The organism is Paenibacillus rhizoplanae, assembly GCF_042684125.1.
In the GTDB taxonomy this organism is placed as follows: Bacteria; Bacillota; Bacilli; order Paenibacillales; family Paenibacillaceae; genus Paenibacillus_AQ; species Paenibacillus_AQ rhizoplanae.
Genome location: NZ_JBHUKY010000044.1, coordinates 1 through 24,273, shown reverse-complemented (window position 1 = coordinate 24,273; position 24,273 = coordinate 1). Strand labels below are relative to the sequence as shown.

Genomic DNA, 24,273 nt, shown 5'->3' with positions numbered 1-24,273 from the left:
ATTCTGCCCGTCTGTCCATTTATCGCTCCGCTCTCACAACAAGGAGATTCCACTGTGGCCTAACTATGACTTTGAATCAAAATATGAATTATGCAAAATCCTCATATAATTGTCTAAAAGAAGCTCCGCTTTATCCAATTGCTTGACTCCTTCTCCAACCTTATTGTAACCAGCTTCGAATTTGGAATAGTTTATTTTGGTTGTTTTTAGACTGTCCCGCATTATAGTCATCCCCTCTAACTGGAGTTTTGCCCCTGCTAGATAATGGTTATGTACTTCTTTTAACTCTGCATTATTCACTTTTAGGTACTTCAACCCGGATACAAACTTAGTATAGTTCGGTACTACAGTGTTATTTAATGACAGAAAGAATGTTTTTCTTGTTGAGTCTTTTATTCTTAAGTCAATTAGTTGATTATACACAGTTATAGCTTTATCTTCATAGTTTTCTAGCAGTTCCAATTGCTTGCTATACTCTTCTATATCCTTAACCATGATTTCTTCGTGAGTAGGTTCCGTTATAACCACTGGACTTGTTGGTGCAGGAGTTGTTTCAGGTATAACTGTATAATCATCGACCAATCTTGCTAGCATATTTCCATGAGTAGGTTGCATGTAGCAAAAACAGAGAAGTTCTTTCCAAGCTCATTTTTTTGTTTTCCCCTCTGCAATCAGCCTTTTAAGCTTCCCGATCTTATGAACATAAACGGCTTGTTTAGATCATCTCTATGTTCCGCTTCGATCAGTGACCCGTCCATATTGACTCCAGACTTGATTCTAGGATCTTTGGAAAAAGAGCTTCACTTTTCTTGTTACTGTTATTTTCAGTAGGGTACCATTCTTGAACCAATAGTTCCCTCTTATCCCCTGACGTCAATATGAACTGAATATGAACGGACTAAAGAAATGAAACAAAAGCTAAAAACCCTCAGGACGCTAGGATCTCGTTCCTGAGGGTTCATCCATTGTATAATGTCGAATGAGCCATTATAATGGCGGCTGCACCAACAACAACTTCCCAAGCTGAATCACCGTTTGATCGTACCACTCCGGATGCTGCCGGACATGCTCAATGCTTCGTTCATTGCCGGATGCCTCGAACACAGCCGCTTTGTCTGTTTTGCCGGCATCGACTTCGAAGCGGACCGTATGCTGCCCGTTCGGGAGCTCCGGCAAGAATACATACTGGTTCCGGTTATGATCGTTGTATAGTGTGAACCGGTCGACAATAAAGGGTTCTCCACCGTCCACCGACACCTTCAATCTGCCGGAATCAGGCCCCCCGATATCGAATAACCCGATACGCGTTCCCTCGAACTGCACCGTGATCGCCTCTCCAGGCTCGGCTGCCCGCCATAGGCCGGGGAACAACCAATTGTACTCGCGCGCCAGAGTAGAATTATCCGGTGTCATATAAGACCATCCTGCGGAAAAAGTAGTCAGACTATCCAGTGGCAGCATGCCCGCATACTCCCAAGGATTAGCGGGGACCAGCGGATGCTGCGGTAAGTGATGGACTACCCTTCCCGGATGATCTTGAAGTTCCCGAATTCGCTCAAATGAGCGGGTAATCGTATCCGTGTAAATCTGATGTCCTTCGGGAATGGTCGGATGGATCGAATCATGTGTGAAAATAACGGCTCCGGAAATGGATACGTCTTCTCTGGAGGTGAATATGAGTTGACCCTTTGACACCAGATGACTGACCGCTACGCCCAGATGAATCGAAGGAATACCATAATAGTCAGCCACTTCCTCTTGCATCAGAGCCCCCTTCTGGTATTCCCCGGCCTGAAATAAGGCCACATCCCGTTCCTTCAGCGTATACACGAACAGGATATCGGTGAACCGGCTCCGCTTGCGGATCTGACGGACAATCCCTTCGATCCGCGCCTTGGATTCGGGATCTCCGCCATCGTTACCGACAAATTCAACAAATACCAGATCAGGCTTGTGAAGCAGTACATCTGTCTCCACACGTGCACAGCCTAGATCCGATCCTGTCCCATTAATGCCTGCATTCACCGTGCGGATATCCGCCTGGGGATATTGCTCACGCAGCCAATCCGCCGTCATGACCCTGTATCCTTCCGAACGCGTATTGCTGCCACCGAAATAGACGATGGTTACGGTATTCCCATTTTCCAGCTTCTGAATGACATTAGGCAGCCCTCTTCGGGGGAATGCTTCCTTCATCTCGACTTCACCTGACCTCACTTATCGTTTTTAGGAGCAAAGCATTTCACAGCAAATACTTCAAAATAAGGCGAACCATACGTTGCATAGAAATCGAAGCGGATTCGGGTGACACCTGTGGCATCCACCTTATGTTTGTTCAAGGTGAGATAATTCCCGCGGGTGATGACGGTCCGCTCGCTTCCGTCTTCTAAGGTTAAGGTCATAACATAATCTTGGATAAGCGATTCAATCGGATCATCGAAATGCTCCAAATCAAGCTGCGAATTGAACACAAGCTGGATTTCGTCCAGACTTTTGGGGCTGGCCCAACTGAATTCCAGCCATTCCTGTCCTTCCGTACGTTCAGAGATCCAGCTGTTCGGCAGACCATAAGGTCTGGAGAAGCCGTTGACGACATTCCCTGGATTGTACATATCCTGGGCGGGCAACAGATCCTTGAAGCAAATGCTCTTATTGAATTTCTTCAGTCTGGACGGCTCTTCCGGTCTATAATAGAAGCTGACCGCTCCGGTTAATTTCTCTTCATTGCCGTATACGGCAAGACCCGCCGTACCTTCCAATACGATGTAGATTTTGTCGTCATCCGGTTTCTTGCAGCCGAGGTCCAGCGTAATCCAATCGTCATGCCCGGCGGCAATCGCCAACCGGTAGTCTTTCAACTCGCTGTTGGGAATATAATTCTCCTTCCGGTCCCCGCCAAGCAGCTTCACCTGCAGTGTCTCCGGATGCCCGGACTGATTTTTAATCTTGATCTGTACGCTGTCAGCCTCGGCTGTCTGAATCGGCAAGACCAGACATAACCCGGTCTCCAAGGAGATCTCTTCGGTGGGATGAAGATTCTCATAGCTGCGCTGAGACGAGGCCCGAATCGTTAATCCGTCCGCGAAGTAAGGGTCCAATTCCTCTTGCAGTCCTACAATGGTCTGCCCGTCCCGGAGCAGTAGCGCCTGCAGCTCGCCCATATGATCCTCAGCTATGGCCGCAGGGTCTATCTCATATTTCAGGCATAACGAAGCAGCCGTTCCAACCGCCTGACCCATACAACCACAGGTTGCCATTACTCTGGTCGATCCGAAAGCTACATGGGTAGCACTTATATTGCGGCCGGCGAACATAAGATTAGGAATATTCCGTGAATATAAGCTACGGAAAGGGATATTGTATAGTCCCGGCACGAAATTCCAGGCTGTTGCCGGTCCCTCATCGTAGATGCCCTTATTCGCATGTAAATCCATATACCATCCGCCGACGGATACAGCATCTTCGAAATGAGGCTTTGCCGTAAGATCGTTCTGGGACAGCATGTGATCACCAATAAACCGCCTTGACTCCCGCTTTCCCGGAATCGGGCATACATAATCCAGGATGAGAGAGTCTACATCATCGAATTCGCCGCTGTTTTTGATATAATCCCAAATCCCGTACACCAATTTCCGCAGCTCCAAGGCGATGTCTTCATTATCCTTGATAACATCCAGATGTCCGCCGTATTCCAGCCACCACAAGCCGCCAAGCCCGTTGATTTTTCTGGGAAAAGCCCGGTGGTTCAAGCCTTTTCGGATACTATCAAAAAAAGCCAGCTTCGTAATATCATACGCAAAGCCAGGTCTATGGTAGAGAACGGAATAACCAACATCACGGGCTTGAAACAGGATCGTATCGCCCATAGTGTAATGGTCCGCCGCTTCAGGCGCCAATTCTTCCCCGTATTCATGCTTCGCCTCTCTCCCCCGCCGGAAGAGCGCCCCTGCCTGATATCCGACAATTCCATCTCCCGAACAATCAATATAGGTCCGGCTTTGGAAACGGAATTTCCGCTCGGAAGCTAATTGAAGGCCCTCCACCCACTTAATTCTGCCGTTCTCCATCCCCGTGTCATGCACGCTTGTATTCAGGAATAGAGAAATGTTAGTCTCACCATAGACCATGTCAAGCAAGACCGTATCCGATAACGACAGCATAAGCTTCTTGTTGTACAACGGATTGTAATGGAAAATCTTCAGCTTGAGCTCCTCTACCAATCCGCCCTCGCGTGCATAATAGGATGGACTTTTCCCGAGATAGGCCGACCCGTTGATATGAACCCTGACCTCACTGCTCGCATTCCCCCCAAGAACCGGGCGGTCATTAATTAGGGAGACCTGCAGCCCTTGGCGTGCGGCAGCGATGGCAGCGCAGATCCCGGCAATCCCTCCGCCTACGACGGTTACATCTGCTTTAATAAGCTCCATTTTGATAACCTCCATGATTAGATCCTGCTCTCATGGTAAGCTTTTTGAAGAGCTTTTTTTTACATGATTTCGCGAAAAAATTATACAATTGTTGCAATGTTATCTGGATTCATACCGCGTCATTTTTATCCGGTATTGCTTAGGCGTATCTCCCGTGTATTCTTTGAATAATTTGCAGAAATAACCTTCGTTCACAATCCCTACTTCCTCGCACAATTCCAATATTGAATAATCCTGAACATTTAACAGCTCAAGAGCTACATGGATTTTTTTACGGTTGATGTAGCTGATCACGCCTTCGTTCATTGTTTTTTTGAATAAGCTGCTGAAATACGATGGGGCTAAATTCACTTCCTCGGCAATCGCCTCAAGCGTTAATCTCTGTTTCAGGTTTTGCTCTATAAACCGGATAGCACTCATGATCTCCACCCGATGTAAAAGCTGGCCGGCATGTACATATTCGTAGGTGAAGTCACCAATATAAGCAAGCTGCTCCCGGAAAGACATACACTCTATGGGAAACTCCGCTACTTCCGTGGTCAGCTTGTTCCCTGATTTAAATTTCACAGTAATGTCTCTGTACAAGTCCCGCAGCATAGGCGCCATGATGGACTTATGGATTTTATGGTCCGTAACCCATTGGTTCAGCTCCGCAAAGGCTTGCTCCAGCTCTTCCTTGGAGACCTTTCTTTTCACCCCGGCCAGAAATTCAGCCAGCTTCTGCTGAAATTCCTCTTTTTTGTCATTCTGGTATTGAAAGCGATGCATAGGTGTTTGTACGGCCTTCTCAGTATGATAATAGAAGTCGTCACTCACATGGTGTGCTTCCGTGTATGCTTGTTTGATGGATTCCCAGCCCCGGTGCGGCCCTCCAAAAGCGACAGATACCCTTTGATTCAAATATTGGTCCAAATGGGAGACGATCTGTCCCCCTAATGCCTGGCAATCATATTCCGTCTCCAGATCACTGCGGTTATTCTCCCAGGACAGGAAGCCAATAAAACGGTTATCGGATAGATCCGCAGCTACACCACTGCCGCCATTCATCACCGTTTCTTCGATGATATTCGTAATCGCATATCTCAAGATGTTTTGATCAGATGCTGAATAGGCGTTCCGGAAGCTCTCATACCGATTCATTTCGACAATGAAGCAGCGGTAGTTGGCTTGAAAGAAATGAAACTGCATGCGGTTGGCAAAATCCGATGCCCGGTGCGAAGGAATTTCGCCCCTGATCAGCTCGTTGAAAAATTGCTTGCGGACTCTATATTTATTTTCCAGCACGGATACGTTTAATGATTGAAATTCCGCTTCTTTTTTCTTCACCTCATTTAGAATTCCGGCGGCCTTATCCAAAGCCCGGTTCAAATCGGCTTCCCTGAGCGGAACCTTAACAATGTATTCCAGTACGTTGGCTTGAATCGCTCTCTGGGCGTATTCAAAGGATGAATAAGCGGTCAAAAGAATGAACTGGGTCCGGGGAAGCATGGGCTTCAGCTGCTCAATCATGGAAATCCCGTCCATTCGCGGCATAACAATATCAGAGATCACGATATCCGGCTTAAGCTTTACGATCTCTTCCAGCCCCTCCAGCCCGTTACTCGCTTTGCCCACCAGATGAAATCGCCTGTCCCTGAGGGAAAGCTCGTGAAAAAATAATTCCAGTCTCTGAATGATTAGATCCTCATCGTCAACAATGAAGCAGGTATAGTCTCTCACAATGATGCATCTCCTTTAAACAAGCCTGCCGGGAACAAGGCCTGAACACGGGTAATTTCCTTAGGTATGCTTATGATTTGGAGTCCGAACTGTTCTCCGTAGTGCAGTCTGATCCGGTCATGAATATTGTTTAATCCGATTCTTTTCCGTTTCACTTCCACATCACTGGGTTCTGAGATTAGAACATGCTGGAGCTTATCGCTTGGAATACCCTCGCCTTGATCAACGACTTCTATAATGACCCTGCCGCGCTCCCTGTAAGCGTGAATAGTAATAGGACCTTCGAGCCCCCCTCCGTTATAACCATGGAAGATGCTATTCTCCACAAGCGGCTGCAGCAGCATTCTGAAAACAGGAAAGTCTATTAACCCTGCTTCGATATCTTCAATTAATTGGAAGTTTCGGTTATAACGGATGTTCTGAATCGCGATATAGTCCGATACATTTTGCAGTTCCTGACGAAGGGAGACCTTCTCCGAAGCGTCAGCTATCCCGTATTCCAAGATTGAAATCAGAGACTCGATCACCACATCTACTTTCTCGATTTGTCCGAGCCGGATGACATTGCTGATAGAACCCAGCGTGTTATACAAAAAATGAGGGTTGATTTGAGACTGCAGCACTTGAATTTCCAGCTTGCGTTCAAGTTCATGATGAAGCTCTGCTCCCCGGATCAGCTCCACAATCTGCTGCAGCATACGGTCGAAGGCCCGGGAGAGATCTCCAAACTCATCATTCCGGTTAATGGATATCGTAGTTGTCAGAAGGCCTTGCTCCACCCGCTTCATTTTTGTTTTGAGTGCATAGAGCGGGGTCCTTATATATTTGGCAATGACGAAGGACACGAACAGGCTTAAGAGAAAACCTGCGGCCAGAAGCTCGATATAATAGGTTTCCAATCTGGATAAAGCCGCCTTCAGGCGTGATTCATCGTTGATCGAGAGGATGGTCCAGTTGAATTTCTCCGTCGGTTTCTTCAGAAGGGAGACGGGAGTCCCCTCTCTGGTATGCAATTGAAGGCTTGATTCTGCAGTATCCAGAATTTGTTCCGCCGATGTTTCACCAATGGAAAAGGTATGGTCCTGAATGTTCAGGGGGCCTTTATTTTCCGAGAATCCGGCAATGATTTTGCCCGATGCAGTGATTAGAGCCAAATTCATTTGTTCTTGCCGATTAATCTTGAACAGGGTTTCTTCAATGGCATTGAGATCCAGATCTACCGCAATGGCTATAGGAAACGGAGCGCCGTTCAGATATCGGACCATTGTCACAGTCCAGCCGGAATACTTGGATTTGTAAGGGTCGCTAACAAAGGTAGTCCTTCTGTCCTTGTCAGCCGCAGCAAACAACGGTTCTCTTTCCGCTAAAGGTTCATCGAATATCCGGGTCGGCGTGCTTCCGCCTAGAATGGATAAATCGCTTTTGATCAAATAGATATTGCTTACGTAATTACTGTTAAGTTCATACAGCACTCTTAATTGCTTTTTAATCACATCCGTATTGTCAATGTTGGCCTTCACCGATGATTCGACCGAGAACAGGATCGTCTGGAAGGAGGAGAAATTAACGGTGAAATACTGGTCTATCTTGTCGAGAATCTGGTTGGTGTAATACACGTCCGTGGTTCTTATTTCCTTTTGGACATAGCGGTAAGATAATTGGCTGATCAAGATGATGCAGCTTAACACAAAGGCAAACACGATTAGAAATAATTTCAAAGGCAAGCTGATTCTTCTTCGCATGGATCATCTTCCTTCTGCATCTGTATTGAACAAATCATAGCATATGACAACAAAGAGAGGGGCTAAGGATAGCCGCTCTCTTCGTTTGATTTTACTTAATTAAGCCTGCTTCTTTGAATTGTTTGATTACAGACTCCTTATATCTCTGCATGTCAAACTTGGTCTCTAGTGTACCGAGGAAATTGTCCCAGTTCGACAGAGGTTCTTTGCCAGTCATGAATTTGACCAGACTCTCATTAATGTAACGCTGGCGGTCGGCTGCCAATGAATCATTCGGGTCTTCAGTCAATAGATTCCCGGGCAAAGTAGCCGCCACATATTGCTGGTTGTTCTCAAAAGCTTCTGCCGTCTTGGGATTCTGGAAGCTGAAGTACTCAGCATCATCCCCGCGGCGCGGCATTCTATAATGATCGACCCATAGGTACTTTTCTTTCATATCCTTCGATAATTCGGAGGTTTTATTTTTGATCTTGCCGTCCACCACATCCCAATGAATCCCTTTGATCCCGTATGCAAAATTCGGATAGGCTTCCTGGTCCGTGAAGAAATAATTCAGCATGGACAAGATGCGGATGATTTTCTCCTTATCCGCTTTTTTGGAGATAGCCCATGAATTGCCCTGGAACGATTTTCTCTCTACAATCTGATCACCATAAGGGCCTGTCATTGGAGGGATCACGATCCATTCCGGCACCTCTCCGCTGATTTCTTTCATTTTCTGCTGATAATCCGGTTCCAGCCTGCGGGCGTCTCTGATCATGAAGCCGACCTTCCCCTTAAATAGCTTTTGGTCGAGCAAATCAGGCGTATTCATCGTCACCCAGTCCGGATCTACAACCTTGGCTTCCATCATTTTATGAATATAAGCGAGTGCTTCCTTCATTTTGGGGTCGGTAAACAGGAACACCGGTTCATTGTCCTTCACATCAATGGCTGATGGCGGATTGACACCGAACATCCACATCAGGCTATCGAAACCGTAGGTTTGCAGATTGCCTTCTTTATTCATACCGCCTATGAAGCCGTACGTATCGTTTTTGCCGTTACCGTCCGGGTCCTTCTCTGTAAAGGCTTTCATAACTTCAAAGAGCTCGTCAGGTGTCGTGGGCACTTCCATATTCAGCTTGGTCAGCCAATCTTTACGGATAAAGTAGCTTCGGCTGATCCCGTTCACATTATCATAACCGGGAACCCCAATGGTTTGTCCCTGATAGGACACCGCCTCCCAGGAGTCGCTGCTGAACCGTTTCTTCAATTCAGGGAATTGATCCAGATACGGTGTCAGATCCGCAAGAACACCCTGATCATAATATTGCGCGAGATCCGCCCGGCTTTTCAAGAAAATCAGATCCGGAATATCTCCGCCGGCAATGAGCGTATTTAATTTAGTCGTTGCTTGCCCGGATTGAGGAATCATCATTTCCAGGTCGATATTGACGGCTTTCTCCAGCATTTGGCGCTGGATATCTTCTTCACGGGGAGGAATCGGAGCAGCAGCATTGAACGTCCCCTGGTTGAACATCGAGATTTTTAGTTTAGTTTTAAAGGGACTAGACGGGTCTTGTGAATTACTTGGAGCTGTCGATGTATCCTCTTTAGCTTCCCCACATCCGGACAACACCGTTCCCAACCCGACCATTGCTGCCAGAATAGCCAATGAAATCGCTTTACGTTGCATAATGACCTCTCCTTTGCTTCTATATTATCACGGTTTCCCCGTAACAACTCCGGTTGAAATGCTTTTTAACCTTTGACCGATCCCAAGAGTACACCTTTGGTAAAATGCTTTTGCATGAAGGGGTAGACGATTAAGATCGGGACGGTAGTCACCACAACTGCAGCCATTTGCACTGCGAACGTACTCACCGCTCCGGAATTGGCAAGCGAATCAGCACTTTGGGTGGCGACGTTAAGCAGGATGTTACGCAAGATGACTTGAAGCGGCATCAGGCTGGAATCATTGATATAGACAATAGCATCGAAGTAACTGTTCCAATGCCCGACTGCGTAGAATAAGGAGATGGTGGACAGGACGGGCAAGGACAGGGGTAAAATGATCCGCCATAAGGACTGAAGTTCACTTGCCCCGTCTACTCTCGCTGATTCCTCAATTTCTGCAGGCAATTGCTCGAAAAATCCTTTGATGATGACCAGATTAAAGGCACTGATGAGCTGTGGAATGATCAGTACCCATGGACTGTTCAGCAATCCCAGCGAGCGGACTAATAAATAAGTCGGAATTAATCCTCCCCCGAACATCATCGTGAAGACAATGAATAGCAGGAATGGGCTTCGGCCCGGTAAATATTTTTTGGATAAGGGATACGCTGCGATTACCGTAAAAAACACATTCAGCAAAGTGCCTACAATCGTCCGGAACAAGGTGATTTTATACGCCTGCCCAATGCCATGAGAGATGAATACTTCTTTGTAGGCCAGAAAGGTAAAGGTCTCTGGTATAATCACAATTCCTCTTCTTAGCACTTCCGATTCCGGGGTCACTGAGACTGCAACCACATACAGAAAGGGGAGTAAGCACAGCAGGGATAGCATAATCAGTATAAAATAAACGACGGCTTGCCAGACTTTTTCCCCGATTGTTAAATTGATCATTTAGATCACCCCCTCACCAGATTTGCCCATCGAATTTTTTGGCGATCTTATTCGCCGTCAGCACTAAAATAAATCCGATGACTGCTTTAAACAATCCTACAGCCGTAGCCAGGCCAATCTTAAGCCGCTCAAGCCCTTCCCGGTATACCCAGGTGTCGATAATGTCGATCTTCTCCTGATTGAAGCTGTTGGCAAACATGAATATCTGGTCAAAACCAGCATCCAGGATATGGCTTAACTTCAGGATCAGCATCAGAATCATAACTCCCCGAATGCCGGGAAGGGTTACATGCCAGAGTTGTCTCGATTTGGAAGCGCCATCCATTCTAGCCGCTTCATATAGACTCGGATCGATTCCCGCTAATGCGGCAAGGTACAATATCGCTCCCCAGCCAATATCCTTCCATATTTCAGATAAGATAATCAGCAGTCTGCCCCAGGCAGGTTCTGTCAGGAAGGAGATAGGCTCCACTCCAGCTTCCTTCAAAATCATGTTAAACAGACCATCCCCCGGGGCTAATAAAGCCACCATCATTCCATACACAATGACCCATGACAGAAAATGGGGTAAATACGTGATCGTTTGGACGATTTTCTTAAACCACTGGGTATACACTTCGTTAAGCAGCAAAGCCAGAATAATAGGAGCCGAGAAACCGAACAACAGCTTATACAGCGATATGATAATCGTGTTTCTCATGATGTCCCAGAAATACACGCCGTTCATAAAATCCGTGAAATTTCTGAATCCCACCCACGGGCTATCCCATAGCCCCAAAGCCAGGTTATAGTTCTTAAAGGCAATAATGATTCCCGCCATAGGAATGTATTTGAATACGGCAAAATAAATTAATGCCGGGAACAAGAGCGCGTACATCACTTTATACTTTTTTATCGTCCTTATCCATGAGTTCCGCTTTTTGGAGAGGGGAATGGCGTCCGCTGCCAGTTTCGCTTGCATTTCATCACCTCGTCTTTATTTATAGTTGTATATTAGCACCCCCTAACCAGATAAATTTATGTGATTTCTAGAATTTCTTATAAGATATTAATCTGAATTGTGAATGAAGGCTGATTACGAAAAAACCCTCAGGACGCTAGAATCGCGTTCCTGAGGGTTCATACATTGTATATTACTTCAAGCTAAACCGCGCCGAATTCTTTTAATAAGTTCTCTACAACTAGCTCCATTCTGTTAGCTTCTATCCTTAGATTATCCGTTGTGATCTTTAACACACACCACAAATGATTGATCAAATGGAATCCACATTAGGCTGGGCCCCTTCTTGCTCTTCCAACAGCTGCTTCAGCTGTTGGCGTTGGCGTTTTTCCCGTTGACGACGCTCTTTGTCCTCCTCCTTGAGCGCTTTAAGCAGGGAGAAGCACATGCCGATGAGAACAATGGCAAAAGGCAAAGCTGCTACAATGGAAGCGGTCTGAAGCCCGCCTAATCCGCCGCTAATCAGCAGCACTACAGCGATGGAGGATTGCAGAATCCCCCAGGTTAATTTGACTCTTGCGCTGGGGTTCAGCTTGCCGTCTGAGGTCAGCATGCCCAGTACAAAGGTAGCCGAATCGGCTGATGTAATGAAGAAGATCATAATCAGAATCGTAGCTATAAACGATACAATGGTGCCTAAGGGGAGTTGCTCCAGCATGACAAAAAGGGCGGTAGTCGTATCTCCTTTAACGGCTTCTGCCAGCTGAACACCGTCGAACAGCTCCATTTGCATACCCGTTCCGCCAAATACCGAAAACCAGACGAATCCGAACAGACTCGGTACAATCAGCACGCAAATGACAAACTCCTTAATGGTTCTTCCCTTGGATACCCTCGCGATAAACGTTCCGACAAAGGGTGCCCAGGCAATCCACCAGGCCCAATAGAATAAGGTCCACGCCCCGACCCAGGTTCCTTTGGAAAAAGGCGTTAATCTCAAGCTCATATTGACGATGTTTTGCAAATAGCTGCCTAATGTGGTGGTAAAGGTATCAAAGATAAACGAGGTCGGACCTGTGATCCATACGAACAGCATCAAAAGAACGGCGATCACTAGGTTGGTGTTGCTGAGGATTTTGATTCCCTTGTCCAGACCGCTGGTAGCGGAGATGAGGAACAGCACGGTCACTACCGCAATAATTGCAATCTGAGCGGCTACGGTGTTCGGAAGTCCGAATAAATAATGCAGACCTCCATTAATCTGCAGAGCCCCGAGACCAAGCGAAGTCGCTACCCCAAATATAGTGGCAATCACCGCCAAAATATCAATGGCCTTGCCCAGCCAGCCGGATACCAGCCGCTCCCCGAGTAGAGGTATAAACGCTGAGCTGATCAAGCCTTTGTACCCTTTGCGGAACTGGAAATAAGCAAGCGTCAATCCGATCACGGCATAGATCGCCCATGGGTGCAGTCCCCAGTGGAAAAAAGAATAGCGCATGGAGATCCGTGCAGCTTCTGTCGTCCCTCCTGCTACGCCCTCCGGCGGAGATAAATAATGGGACAGCGGTTCAGCCACTCCCCAGTAGACAAGCCCGATCCCCATTCCTGCGCTGAATAGCATCGACAGCCAGGAGACTGTGGAATATTCCGGTTCATCGTCATCGTCTCCCAGCCGGATACTGCCAAACCTGCTGAAGGCCAAATAGAAGGTGAAGATCAAGAAAAACAGAGTTGCCAGCAAATAGAACCAGCCGAAATTATGGATGGAGAAAGTGTACGCGGCAGTAGCGGTACTTGCCATCTGGTCAGGCGCCACTGCTCCCCATATTGCAAAAATCGCTACGATGGTAATTGAGATGATAAAAACCATTAAATGAACCTCCATGAGTAGTGTATGTATACAAAATAAACAAAAAAAGCCTCAGGAACGCATAAAAGGCTTCCTGAGGGTCCATCCATTGTACTTTTCCGTCAGGGTCCTGCTCAGTTCTGTCTGTTCTCCACCGATTTCATACGGTTCTGGTCGTCAGGCACCCGGTCATGACTGAATTCCTGACCTGCTTCTACTTCCCCGTCTTCGGATACAGCCCGGGCAAAGGTAGTGAACTGTCTCTTCTCCTCATCCTGCTCATGCTTCAGCTTCAAAAGCTCCTTCGGGTCCTGAGTTGTCATCACGCTAACCTCCTGAGAAATCTATTCATGCTGTTTATCTGCACTATAGAAGTTTTTCCATACTATCGGGGTGCTTATGCACGAAGATTGGAGAATGCGCTCTACTCCTTCACTTTTATTAGCACCCCATCCCTATTCTCATAGCTCCTCTTTTCATTTTTGTCGATCTTGTTCATGATCTCTTCTTCCAGGTTAATTCCCAGAATCTCCGCCAGTCCAATCAGGTAGATGGCTACGTCAGCCAACTCTTCACCGAGGTCGTCTTTCTTCTTCCGGTAAGCATCGCAGGCCTCAGACAGTTCGCCGTGGGTCAGGCAGAATTCCTGATAAATATCTGTGACATTGAACCCCTTTTCCAGCTTGTTCTGATACACTCTCTTCTGGAGTTGTACTAAATCAATCACTGTGATCACTCCTATCTTCTGTCTTATTGAAATAACTTATTGAACTACTCCCATATGCTTACGTAAATGCACTAACATCATGGGCTGGATTCGCTGGGCTTCGGCGATATTCTCATACAGAAGGTGGCTCTTGCCTGCCTGGGCAAACGACTCACGTAAGGCTGCGATCCTTCCTTTTTTGAGATCAAGGAACTGGAAGTCCACCTGCTTCAGATGCTTCATTGCGGTCAAAGGCTCTAACTCCTTCGCGGTCACGGCTGCTGAAATCTCTCTTAGCTGTAACATTTCAAGCTGCGTTGCGGTCCATAAAGGGTCAATATCCTCCAGGGATTTCATCTGATCGAGTTCAAGCTGTATAAGCCCCGGCATATTCGAAAAGTCACACAAAGCCTCAAGCTTCGGCAAGGATAAGTTCAGGTATGTAAGATTGCTCATGGACTCCAGGGCATCCACCTTCGTTAAGTTGCGGATAGCCGCCAGACTCAGCATGGGGACGGTAGAATCTGCAAGCGCATCCAGTGATCCTTTCAAGATGGAGTCGTGAATGAAGAGGCACAGCAGGTTCGGTAACCGGCGGACAAATTCCAGCTCATGAATCGTAGTCCGCAAGATTAAGGTATCCAGGCTGGCGGCATCGCCTATCGGCGTTAAGTCCTGAAATTGCCCATGGACCGAGAGATATTGTAGCTGCTTGAAGCTTGCGAGGAAGCTTAGGTCTATCGGCTTTTTGGCCGAAATGGATAAAAACTGCAGTCGCTGCAACTTGCCAAGCACACTCAGATCCACACTATGAAACAGATTCAACTCTAAGGCTGTGATGTGCTGTAGTTCTGCTAAGGTCTGCAGCAATTCCTCGGAATAGCGCACTTTCCTGTCGGCTTGACTAATTGACAAGACCAGATCCGGGCGTTCGGCAAATACATGCTGATCTAATTCCTGCAGATCCTGGAGCTTGTCCACATCGATGACATACGAAATAAGCGCCCGCTCGCGCAATTGCTTCACCGCTGTACTCATTTTACTTTTGGTCCAAGGTGCGCCATTCATAGAACTAGTCCATACTCCCATTCCGTGATCCCCCGTTCGTTTGGATATGAAAAGTCCCGCCTGTTTGTGGCAGACGGGATTTTGACTAAGCCATGCTTATTGAGCGGCAGCCTTATAACTTGCGCACCACGTAGATGAGATTCATCCCACAATCAAGCGTGCCAGGTAATTTGGTGAACGCAATTTCTTGTTCGACAATCAGCTTCCAGAATTCCTGGTCCCCCCGGGCATTCGCCAAGGCAGCGTCTCCAGCTTGCGTATAGAGTCCAGCGGAGCTTCTCTCCAGAATATTAACCGGAAACTGGGCAAATAAAGCATCTAATTCAGCGCTTCTCATCATATGGACGTAATGCTTGCTCGGAACGGGATAATGCTCTTCGTCTTGTATCCCTGTGTTCATGATCCACTTGGTAGCTTCAATGCCGAACTGGTCTTTCTCATAACGGATGCCATCCAGATAATACATGGAAGCGCCGATGAAGCTCATGGAACCCAGAATGAGTATCCCGTCCGGCTTCAGTACTCTTAGCAGCTCCCGGATTCCATCCGTCTCTTTGTCCAAGAGATAATTAATTACACCGCCGATGCATACCACAGTGTCGAACGAAGCATCTTCAAACACGCTCATATCCAGCACATCTAGTACATGGTACGCCTTGATTCTGTCCGCCAGGGACAGCTCTTGCATTTTGGATTGATTGAATTCAATCTGATGGCTTGACAGATCAGCGACGGTCAACTCGGAACACATGGTCACGAGGTCCTTAGTATACCTGCCTGAACCTGCGCCAATCTCCAGCACTGTATCAGTTGGCTTAGTGTAACGCTGAAGAATATCCAGATGCACCTGATACAAAAGCTCGCCTGGACCATCCTTCGTAAGCCGTGTCCATTCACGGTCGCCATAGTTGTCGTACCTGGTTCTCGGGATTTCGGGGTTGTAGCTCATGAAAGCCTCTCCTTTTCATATTCAATTGGGTAATCGGAGTAATATCGCTAATGTCGCTAATATCGCCTGCACTCATACAACCACCTCCTCCTTGGAATCCGTCTGCACCTATTATACTAAGCCTTGGCTCACTTGGCATCCTAAATTTCCCAAACTAATGTTCCTCAGTGTAGGACTACCGTGACTCCAGAGAAGTTTTGGGCTTGAGGTCCTCTTTCGTCTAAATTTTCTGCTTCTCCACCATCTTGTAATACATTCCCTGTTGGGCCAGTAGTTCTGCCGGACTTCCTTGCTCAACAATGCGGCCCTTATCCACGACCAGGATGACATCTGCATTCTTCACGGTGGACAGCCTGTGCGCGATTACCAGGATCGTCTGCTTCCCCTTCAGGCTCAACAAGGTATCGTTCAAGTCACTCTCTGTCAAGGCGTCGAGAGCTGAGGTGTATTCATCCAGCATCAGAATCCGGGGTTCACTCATGAAAGCCCTGGCTAATAGAATCCGCTGGATCTCGCCGCCGGAGAGATTGTCGCCGTGGTTCTCCACCTGCTTGTCATATTGCTCAGGCATGGATAGAACAAATGGGTCTACATGGGCAAGGTTAACAGCAGTGCTGAATTTCCGCCATGTCTCTTCATTCATGTCTTCCTTCTGCAAAGGATAAATAATGTTGTCGAGAATGGACTTGTTCCATAGCACTCCCTTTTGCGGGGAATAGCCGACATATCTTCTTAATTCATGTATGTCGAGCTCTTGGATCGCAACACCGTCCAGGCAGATCTCGCCTTCATCCGGCTCTATGAACCTGTGGATCAGCTCGAATATCGTAGATTTCCCTGAGCCGCTTAATCCAACAATCCCCACGAAGGCTCCTGGCTGAATCTCCAGATTAAAGTCCGTGATCCCAAAAGAATCTGCCGGAGCATACCGGTACGAGACATTCCTCATCTGCAGGAGGGGGACGCGGCTATAGTTCGGAGCGTTAGCTCCCGATCCGATTTTCTCCAGTTCAAGGATGTCATTCAGGTTGTTAATAATGACCGTCATCCGGCTCCTATCGATATTCAGCGTTAACAGCGACTTGAAAATGTGATACAGCCTTGGAAGAATCACAATGAAGGCCAGCAATGTGCCTGGTGAGATGCGGCCTTTTAGAATCAGGAACAGACTATAGCCGTAAATGATGCCTGTAATGATGGAAATGACCGTATCCGCGACCAGGTTCAACACCACATGATGAAATAGCCTGGACTGTCTGGATATCCTCCACGCCTCGTCATTCCACTCCCTCCAGCGCTTCTGCTCTGCCTGATGTCCGTTACACCTGTGGACCGCCTTCAGATTCGTGAAGAAATCATTCAAATAATTGATGCCCTTATCCAAAATACCATGATACTGCTTATCCAGGCGCTCTGTCTTGCTCCTGAAGCGCTTGAAGCCGTACATACATAGAGGGAATGAGAGGATGGCCGCGAGTGTAAGCTCGGTACTCATCGAGAACATGATCCACAGGGTCGCGATCAGCAGAATAGCATTCGAGACCATGGACATCAGGGTGTCTACCACGAAAATTTCACACAGCATCCCCACCTGCAAAGTGATCCGGTTGATGATTTCGCCCTTGCCGATGCTGTCCACGTTACTTGGCCGGGTCCGGAGTACGTCAGAGAACAGCCGCAGGCGCAGATTCTTGGATAAATGGTTGCCCAGCTCATTATTGTAATAAGAGGTAACGCTGTTCAAGGCGGCGTAGATTACGGGAATTAGAATAAGCAGGAGCATATAGAATGCAGCCGTCCCGATCTGCTTGTCTGGCAGGATGTCGTCGAACAGGTCTTTGAACAGGAGGGGCTGAAGAGTCGAGACCAATGCGGCTGAGATATTGAAGAATAGAATCAAAAAAAGGGTTCTCTTGCTGTCAGACAATATCTCCTTAATCAATGTCCGGGTCGGATTCATAAGTCCGCAGAACCTCCTTCAAAGGGCGCAGCTTATGTAATCATAACGGATAGGGAAGATGGAATTAACCTGCCTAATAATAGTAAATCACCTTACATATTATAGAATTACTTCCGATTTACGGCCGCCAAAAAGCCAGCGTCCATAGGGGTTCGCTGGTTTCTCAGTTCTTGTATGAATTACTTTCCTTCCTCCGCCCGCCAGATCCCGGCCGCTGTAGACGAGAATCCGCACTTTTCATAGAATTCTTTATGCTTACGGCTATAAGTGAGGGTTACTATGGTCAATCCGCGTCGAATAGACTCATTCAATAGCTCCTTAACAAGCTGCTGTCCTACTCCGCGCCTCTGATAATCTGGATGGACGATAATGTCTTCCATATACCCGTGCTCCAGACCCGTTCCGGCAACATAGGATATCCAGTTGTAGTGCGGCTTCCTCTGCCTCAAAATGCTTCTCAAAAATCTCCACGAAAAAGGCCCGTTCCATCTTGTTATTGGATTTTGATTGCAGAATCCAGATGATTTTGTCCATGATCGGAACATGCTCCAGCACCTGGGTCTTGAAAATTTCCTTGCGCAACAGGACGCTTGCATCGGCGAATTGATGTCCAACCTCTGTCAGCTCGATATCTCCTTGCAGAATCGTAGCAAATTGCAGCATTTCCACCGCCTCGACGATGGGCAGGAAATCTTCCAGTTTCAGACTTAATTGATCGGCCAGCTTATACAAATCCACTTGTTGTCCCAAATCCTGGATCAGTTCGATGAAGCCTGTCAGGGCACCTGCCGGAACCGGTTGGATTTTCTCGATGGTATTATTCTTTTCAATGTTCGGATCGGTAGATTTCACTTCCCTTTGAGTCAGTATGGAATAGATGCGGTCCACCAGCGAGGTGAACTGCGGCTCTTGCTTATCCCGCCAGTGCGGCAGCGCAATGGGAATATCGGAGATCACACGGGCGGGATCTCTGGATAAGACGATCGCCCGGTCTGACATATAGACAGCTTCCTCTATACTGTGGGTGACCATAATAATGCATTTGGTAGGGATTTGCCGCTCCGTCCACAGCTCCAGCAAGTCGCGTTTCAGATTCTCTGCGGTCAATACGTCAAGAGCCGAGAACGGTTCATCCATCAGAAGAATATCCGGCTCCATGACGAGCGCCCGGCCGATGCCCACACGCTGGCGCATCCCTCCTGATAATTCTTTGGGGTATGCCCCTTCAAAGCCGTCCAGACCAACCATATCGATGACAGCGAGTGCTTTACGCATTTTGTCGGCTTCGCGCAGCGGTTTGTTCTCCAGTCCCAGCTTCACATTCTCAAGGACCGTAAGCCAAGGGAATAATGCAAACGATTGGAACACCATCCCGACGCCCGGATTTGTACCGGTTATCTCTTGTCCATTATAGAGCACCGAGCCTTGAGAAGGTGGCACAAGACCTGCGATGATGCGCAGAAGCGTCGATTTCCCCGAGCCTGAAGGTCCCAGGATCGAGACTAACTCGCCTTCTTTAATCTGAAGGTTGATATCTTCCAGAATACTCACATTTGCCTGCTTCGGCTGATCATAACGTTTGGTGATTTGCTTTAATTCAATCAATGCTGTGGTCATGTTCTACACCTCTAATCCAAGTGATATTTGCTTTCAGCTAAGGCATACAGCCTGCGCCACACCAGACGGTTCACGATCACAACGAGCAGGCACATGACGATAATGCCCCAGATGATCTCCGGCCAGTTCCCGTTCGTGGTGGCTTGCGCAATGAATGTACCTAACCCGGCTGCCTGCAGATCTTGATCCTTCCAGGAGACGATTTCGGAGACGATGCTGGCGTTCCAGGCGCCTCCGCTTGCCGTAATGCAGCCAGTGACGAGGAAGGGGAAAACAGCGGGAAGAATGAGCGTCTTCCAGGTCTGCCAGCGCGTCAATTTCAGAGTTACCGCGGCTTCCTTGAGATCGGAAGGAATGGCCATCGCCCCGGCAATCACATTAAATAATACATACCATTGTGTACCCAGCATCATCAGCGGAATGGCCCCAATCTCCATCGATATTCCATACTTCAAGTACAGAATCGTGAATATTGGAAACGCCATGTTGGCCGGAAAAGAAGACAGGACCTGCACAACAGGCTGAACAATTCTTGACAGCCGCGGATTCGTTCCGATGAACACACCTACAGGCAGCGTCCAGATTACAGCCAGCAGTGTTGAGACGACTACCCTCAGTGCGGTCAGCAGGCCGAGGTACACCACATGAATCAGCTCGCCCCAGCTTAATTGGGCAATCTCGAGAATGCCTGAATACAAATACTTGAGCATCAGCACAGCGGCCGCAGACAGGAATAGCCATTGAAGGGCCTTTTTGACCCTTGACGGAACATGAGGCAGATTCAACTGTGCGCTTCGGGTGGTAAGCCGCAGGAATCCGTCATGAACGCCGCCGTGCAGCTTACGGTTAAGATAATGAACAAAGCTGGCCCGCTTCAGAAGCTCTAACACCCAGGAGGTTGGGGCTTCGCCTGCTTCCGTCTGTTCATTCTTGAATTTCTGACTCCAGGCAATCACCGGACGCCAGAATAATTGGTCTACCATCACAATCAGCACAACCATCGTCAGGATCGCATAGATAAGCGCCCTCATATTGCCGTCATCTGCGGCCAATGCCATGTATGTCCCGATTCCGGGCAGATGCAGATCCTGGTTCAGCACGCTGATCGACTCACTGGCTGCGAGGAAAAACCAGCCTCCGCCAAATGACATCATGCTGTTCCATACCAGACCGATCATCGAAAAGGGGGCTTCCAGCTTCGTGAACCGATGCCATCCGCCCAATCGGTTCATCGCGGCAGCCTCATTCAGCTCGCGCGGAATCGTCTTAAGGGAATGATAATAGCTAAGGGTCATATTCCAGACCTGGCTGGTAAAAATAGCGAAGATCGAAGCTAGTTCCACGCCGAGCAGGCTGCCCGGGAACAAGGCCATGAAGGCCAGTACTGTGGCCGACAGGAATCCTAGTACAGGAACGGATTGCAGGATATCAATGGCGGGAATCATAAACTTCTCTGCAGTCCGGTTATACGCCGCGATGCGGCCGTACACGAAGGTGAAGATCAGGGATGCTCCAAAAGCGATAAACATCCGCAAGAGCGAGCGGCCTGCATAATAAGGCAGCCATTTGGGGTCCAGACTGAGCGAGGACAGTTCCTCTGGATCTAAAGGTACCTGCATCCCCGAGCCTAGCTTCGCTGCGGCATACAGGACGGATAACAACAAGGAAATGACGAGAATATCCGCCCAGCCGAATGTTCTTTTTGGATTACCATTATTGAATAAATTCAATTGCATCGTGAACAACTCCTATCTGAGCTAAATCAAAAAAACTCTCCTCTGCATCAGCAGGGAGAGTTGCACATTCCTTCATTCATGAGAAATATAGGGCTGTCCGATTCAGCCATCAAGAGGGCCCTGAAGACAGACTGAATAAGACAGACCTATACTGCAATGGGGAAGGTTGTGCTTCCTGCTTAACTGGAACCTAAAATTCCTAGAACCGCATATTCGACTGCTACTGTCCATCATCCGTTCTCCCCTTCCCGCATCCATATAATAAATTGCTAAGTCGCATAATTAACAATAGTGGCTTCCCCGGTGCGCTCATCGTAGGCAATCCATAATTCATCCCCGGCTTCTACGCCATACACCGGTTCTATAGATTGCCTGATCCGGTAGCTCTGTCCGCCGCGTTCGACGGTGATCGTGGCGAGCGGCCGGTCACCGGTCGTTCCCCGGTAGTCGACCGATCGAACGCTGGCACTGCCTTGCTTGCCTTGCAGAAGCCGCGATTGAAGCGCAACCTCCTCCGGCTTTGCAGTTACGGGAACTACCGCGCCTACAGTGACTTCCAGATTCTCCGGGACGAACTGGCTGTTCACCTTGCTCAGACGTTCCTGCCCGTTCATCATCACTATCTCAAGCAGCAGCAGATCCTGGCCGGCAATCTTCACCGGCAACCGCTGAACTCTTGTAATTTCAGCCTCTAAGGTGAGCTGGGTTGCCTGATCAATCCGCTCCGCAGGACCATATCTCAACAAACGGGCGTTGCCGCTTGTGATTATCAGATCTGCCCGTTCTCCGATACGGTAGACGAAGCCGGAGGGCTGCACCACAGGCACACTGTAGCTTTGGCCTGCTGCCTCAAAGTGCAGCAGCAGTGCTTGCCCGCGGTTTACAGGTCCGCAGGCTTCCATCTGTCTTAAGACCGCATCATGAATGATCCGGGGAGGCGCCTGGTTCTTAAGCTCGCTCTCCCGTACCAGGATCGCCTTATGCTTGCTCCGGTTATAGCTGATCATCACCTGATCGCCTGGACGGATCGGGTTCAGATAAGAAATGACCTGCTTGATCTGGACTTCCTTACTCTGGCCCTGGTCCGTGAAACGGACGGTAAGCCGGACCTGTGGTTGTTCGTTGACCAGCATCCCCGTCTCCGATATATTCATAACTGTGCCTTGAATCAGAACCCCCTCGGCCAGCTTCTGCCACCGCTTGCGGATGAGAAGCTGTGGCAGCCAGAGTAGTCCCACCACCATCAGTAAAGGAATGGCGAGCCAGATCACCCAGTTCACAACCAGGGCATTCCATGTCAGCACATAGTTCTTGAAGGTCGCTGCAGATAATTGATCCTCCCCGGCAGCCATCTGCCATTGCTGCAGCTCCCCGTTGCTGATCTGTCCGCTAAGCCCCTCCTTGACAAGCAGCCAGCCTCCCAATGAATCAGGACTTGAATAGTACAGTGTATCATTATTCGCTTCTTTATAGAAGCTCAGCTTCGGATCTTGCAGCTGATCGTAGGATAATGTCTTAAGCGCGGCATTGACATTCGTAAATTCCCCGGTCTGCCCATGATACAAATAACCATGCACGGTACCGTTGATTTCGTCTTCCGTGGTGGACCCGGCAATCAGCGTCTCCTGGTCGTTCAGCGGGAAGAGCCTGGCCTGATAGACCGGCTCCGGAGTCTTGACGGCTTCGCCCCATTTACCTGCGGCCTCATTATAATAGTGAACCTGTTTTGGATATTCGCTGCTTACCCGCAGTAGCCGGGTATTGTCCAGTCCGAACTGCACGGCAAACTCCTGCCCTACCCTCTTCTGCGCTTCGGGAGCACTCTCCTGCTCCCCCTTCAGCCCAAGTAGAGGTATGCCGTCCTTGCCGAAGAGGGCAGAAGCATAAGCAGTACGCCCGTCCTTGAGTCCCAGTTCATAGAAGGGAAGCTGATACCCGTCCATGAAGCTGAAGGAGGCTTCACGGATCGAGACCGGCCGTGCGGGAAGCCCGGCTGATCCGTTCAGATTCGCGTAATGGAGCTGAGCCTGGCTGACTTCTGCCACATGGACCGCTGAGCTTTTATCCGCCCCGGCGAACAGTAATCGGCCCCGCCATTCATGTCCATCCGAGCTCAGAAATGTTGGAATATTAAAGCTTCCCTGTACCAGCTCTTTCGCGCCCCCCGCCGGATCAATAACATTCACCTGCAGGCCTGTATTGTCCTTGGTTGCGACCACCAGCTTACCGGCCTGATAAGAGACCAGCCGCTGCCGGTGGATGTCCGAGCGCAGCTCTACCTCCTGCTCAGCCTTACGGGTGCCAGCGTCATACAACGTCGCCATCAGCCCGTTGCTGCTGTCCATGACCGCAAGCACCTTCTTGCCCTGGTCCAGATAATACAGCGCTTTGACCGGGTGCAGGCGATCCGCTGCACTGCGCACATAACCGGAATAATCGTTCCAGACCAGGAAGCTAAGGATCACCGCAGGAATCCAGAATACCAGAGTAAATAAGGATAAATATGTTTTTCTCATCGCCTGCTCTCTCCTCTGCACGTTACAAGCTGCGTATATACGTCATAAACTGCAATGTATGTAGGGTGATTGGCGCAAATAAGCCCTTGGCTACATGCATACTATAACCTTCACCTGAAGGTTATAGCATGAATCGGCAAGAGGCTTTTTTTGCGAAAAAGGCTGGACTTAAACAGGCTCAAACTCAAAATTAGCGTTTGTCATACCAAGAACAGGCCAAGAATCAGTGATGCTTACTTAATGAACGATTGATTGAAGCAAGTTGAAGCTTAAATATATATGTCTGTTTCAACAATCAAAAAGGATATAGAGTCTTTTCTTAACTGAGGATTTTGCATAATTCATATTTTGATTCAAAGTCATAGTTAGGCCACAGTGGAATCTCCTTGTTGTGAGAGCGGAGCGATAAATGGACAGACGGGCAGAAT

18 protein-coding genes are annotated in these 24,273 nt (G+C 48.3%); all 18 read right to left on the bottom strand.

Annotation, left to right across the window (positions count from 1 at the left end; genetic code table 11):
* Positions 1–63 precede the first annotated feature (63 nt).
* On the bottom strand, positions 64–594 hold the full coding sequence (locus ACFSX3_RS22510) for a hypothetical protein (protein WP_379313291.1): 531 nt from the start codon (positions 592–594) through the stop codon (positions 64–66).
* 393 nt (positions 595–987) lie between these two features.
* Entirely contained in the window at positions 988–2,196 is a 1,209-nt protein-coding gene (locus ACFSX3_RS22505) for a GDSL-type esterase/lipase family protein (RefSeq protein WP_209994746.1), read from the bottom strand.
* A 17-nt stretch (positions 2,197–2,213) separates the two neighbouring features.
* Positions 2,214–4,430 carry an FAD-dependent oxidoreductase gene (locus tag ACFSX3_RS22500; protein ID WP_379256543.1) on the bottom strand — a complete coding sequence of 739 codons (2,217 nt, stop codon included), beginning with the start codon at positions 4,428–4,430 and terminating at the stop codon, positions 2,214–2,216.
* A 99-nt stretch (positions 4,431–4,529) separates the two neighbouring features.
* Positions 4,530–6,149, bottom strand: a complete 1,620-nt coding sequence (locus ACFSX3_RS22495) for a response regulator (RefSeq protein ID WP_379313289.1) — start codon at positions 6,147–6,149, stop codon at positions 4,530–4,532.
* On the bottom strand, positions 6,146–7,891 hold the full coding sequence (locus ACFSX3_RS22490) for a sensor histidine kinase (protein ID WP_209994748.1): 1,746 nt from the start codon (positions 7,889–7,891) through the stop codon (positions 6,146–6,148). Before ACFSX3_RS22490 ends, ACFSX3_RS22495 begins: the two co-directional genes overlap by 4 nt.
* A 91-nt stretch (positions 7,892–7,982) precedes the next feature.
* Positions 7,983–9,569: an extracellular solute-binding protein gene (locus ACFSX3_RS22485; protein ID WP_209994749.1), complete on the bottom strand. Its 1,587-nt coding sequence runs from the start codon at positions 9,567–9,569 to the stop codon at positions 7,983–7,985.
* 65 nt (positions 9,570–9,634) lie between these two features.
* Positions 9,635–10,504 carry a carbohydrate ABC transporter permease gene (locus ACFSX3_RS22480; protein WP_209994750.1) on the bottom strand — a complete coding sequence of 290 codons (870 nt, stop codon included), beginning with the start codon at positions 10,502–10,504 and terminating at the stop codon, positions 9,635–9,637.
* Between the two features lie 13 nt (positions 10,505–10,517).
* Positions 10,518–11,465 carry an ABC transporter permease gene (locus tag ACFSX3_RS22475; protein ID WP_209994751.1) on the bottom strand — a complete coding sequence of 316 codons (948 nt, stop codon included), beginning with the start codon at positions 11,463–11,465 and terminating at the stop codon, positions 10,518–10,520.
* Between the two features lie 292 nt (positions 11,466–11,757).
* Positions 11,758–13,314 carry a glycine betaine uptake BCCT transporter gene (locus ACFSX3_RS22470; RefSeq protein WP_379313286.1) on the bottom strand — a complete coding sequence of 519 codons (1,557 nt, stop codon included), beginning with the start codon at positions 13,312–13,314 and terminating at the stop codon, positions 11,758–11,760.
* Between the two features lie 113 nt (positions 13,315–13,427).
* On the bottom strand, positions 13,428–13,616 hold the full coding sequence (locus ACFSX3_RS22465; protein ID WP_209994753.1) for a hypothetical protein: 189 nt from the start codon (positions 13,614–13,616) through the stop codon (positions 13,428–13,430).
* Between the two features lie 101 nt (positions 13,617–13,717).
* Entirely contained in the window at positions 13,718–14,020 is a 303-nt protein-coding gene (locus tag ACFSX3_RS22460; protein ID WP_209994754.1) for a MazG-like family protein, read from the bottom strand.
* Positions 14,021–14,056: 36 nt separating this feature from the next.
* Positions 14,057–15,088 carry a hypothetical protein gene (locus tag ACFSX3_RS22455; protein ID WP_209994755.1) on the bottom strand — a complete coding sequence of 344 codons (1,032 nt, stop codon included), beginning with the start codon at positions 15,086–15,088 and terminating at the stop codon, positions 14,057–14,059.
* 91 nt (positions 15,089–15,179) lie between these two features.
* The gene (locus tag ACFSX3_RS22450; protein WP_209994756.1) at positions 15,180–16,016 is read right to left on the bottom strand and encodes a class I SAM-dependent methyltransferase; all 837 of its coding nucleotides are present in this window, start codon (positions 16,014–16,016) and stop codon (positions 15,180–15,182) included.
* A gap of 220 nt (positions 16,017–16,236) precedes the next feature.
* Positions 16,237–17,976, bottom strand: a complete 1,740-nt coding sequence (locus ACFSX3_RS22445; RefSeq protein WP_209994757.1) for an ABC transporter ATP-binding protein — start codon at positions 17,974–17,976, stop codon at positions 16,237–16,239.
* Between the two features lie 179 nt (positions 17,977–18,155).
* Entirely contained in the window at positions 18,156–18,356 is a 201-nt protein-coding gene (locus ACFSX3_RS22440; protein WP_379313284.1) for a GNAT family N-acetyltransferase, read from the bottom strand.
* Positions 18,295–19,593 (bottom strand): ABC transporter ATP-binding protein, encoded by a 1,299-nt coding sequence (locus ACFSX3_RS22435; RefSeq protein WP_209994758.1) that lies wholly within the window; start codon positions 19,591–19,593, stop codon positions 18,295–18,297. Before ACFSX3_RS22435 ends, ACFSX3_RS22440 begins: the two co-directional genes overlap by 62 nt.
* Before the next feature lie 11 nt (positions 19,594–19,604).
* On the bottom strand, positions 19,605–21,329 hold the full coding sequence (locus ACFSX3_RS22430; RefSeq protein ID WP_209994759.1) for an ABC transporter permease: 1,725 nt from the start codon (positions 21,327–21,329) through the stop codon (positions 19,605–19,607).
* Between the two features lie 269 nt (positions 21,330–21,598).
* On the bottom strand, positions 21,599–23,845 hold the full coding sequence (locus ACFSX3_RS22425) for a hypothetical protein (RefSeq protein ID WP_209994760.1): 2,247 nt from the start codon (positions 23,843–23,845) through the stop codon (positions 21,599–21,601).
* Positions 23,846–24,273 lie beyond the last annotated feature (428 nt).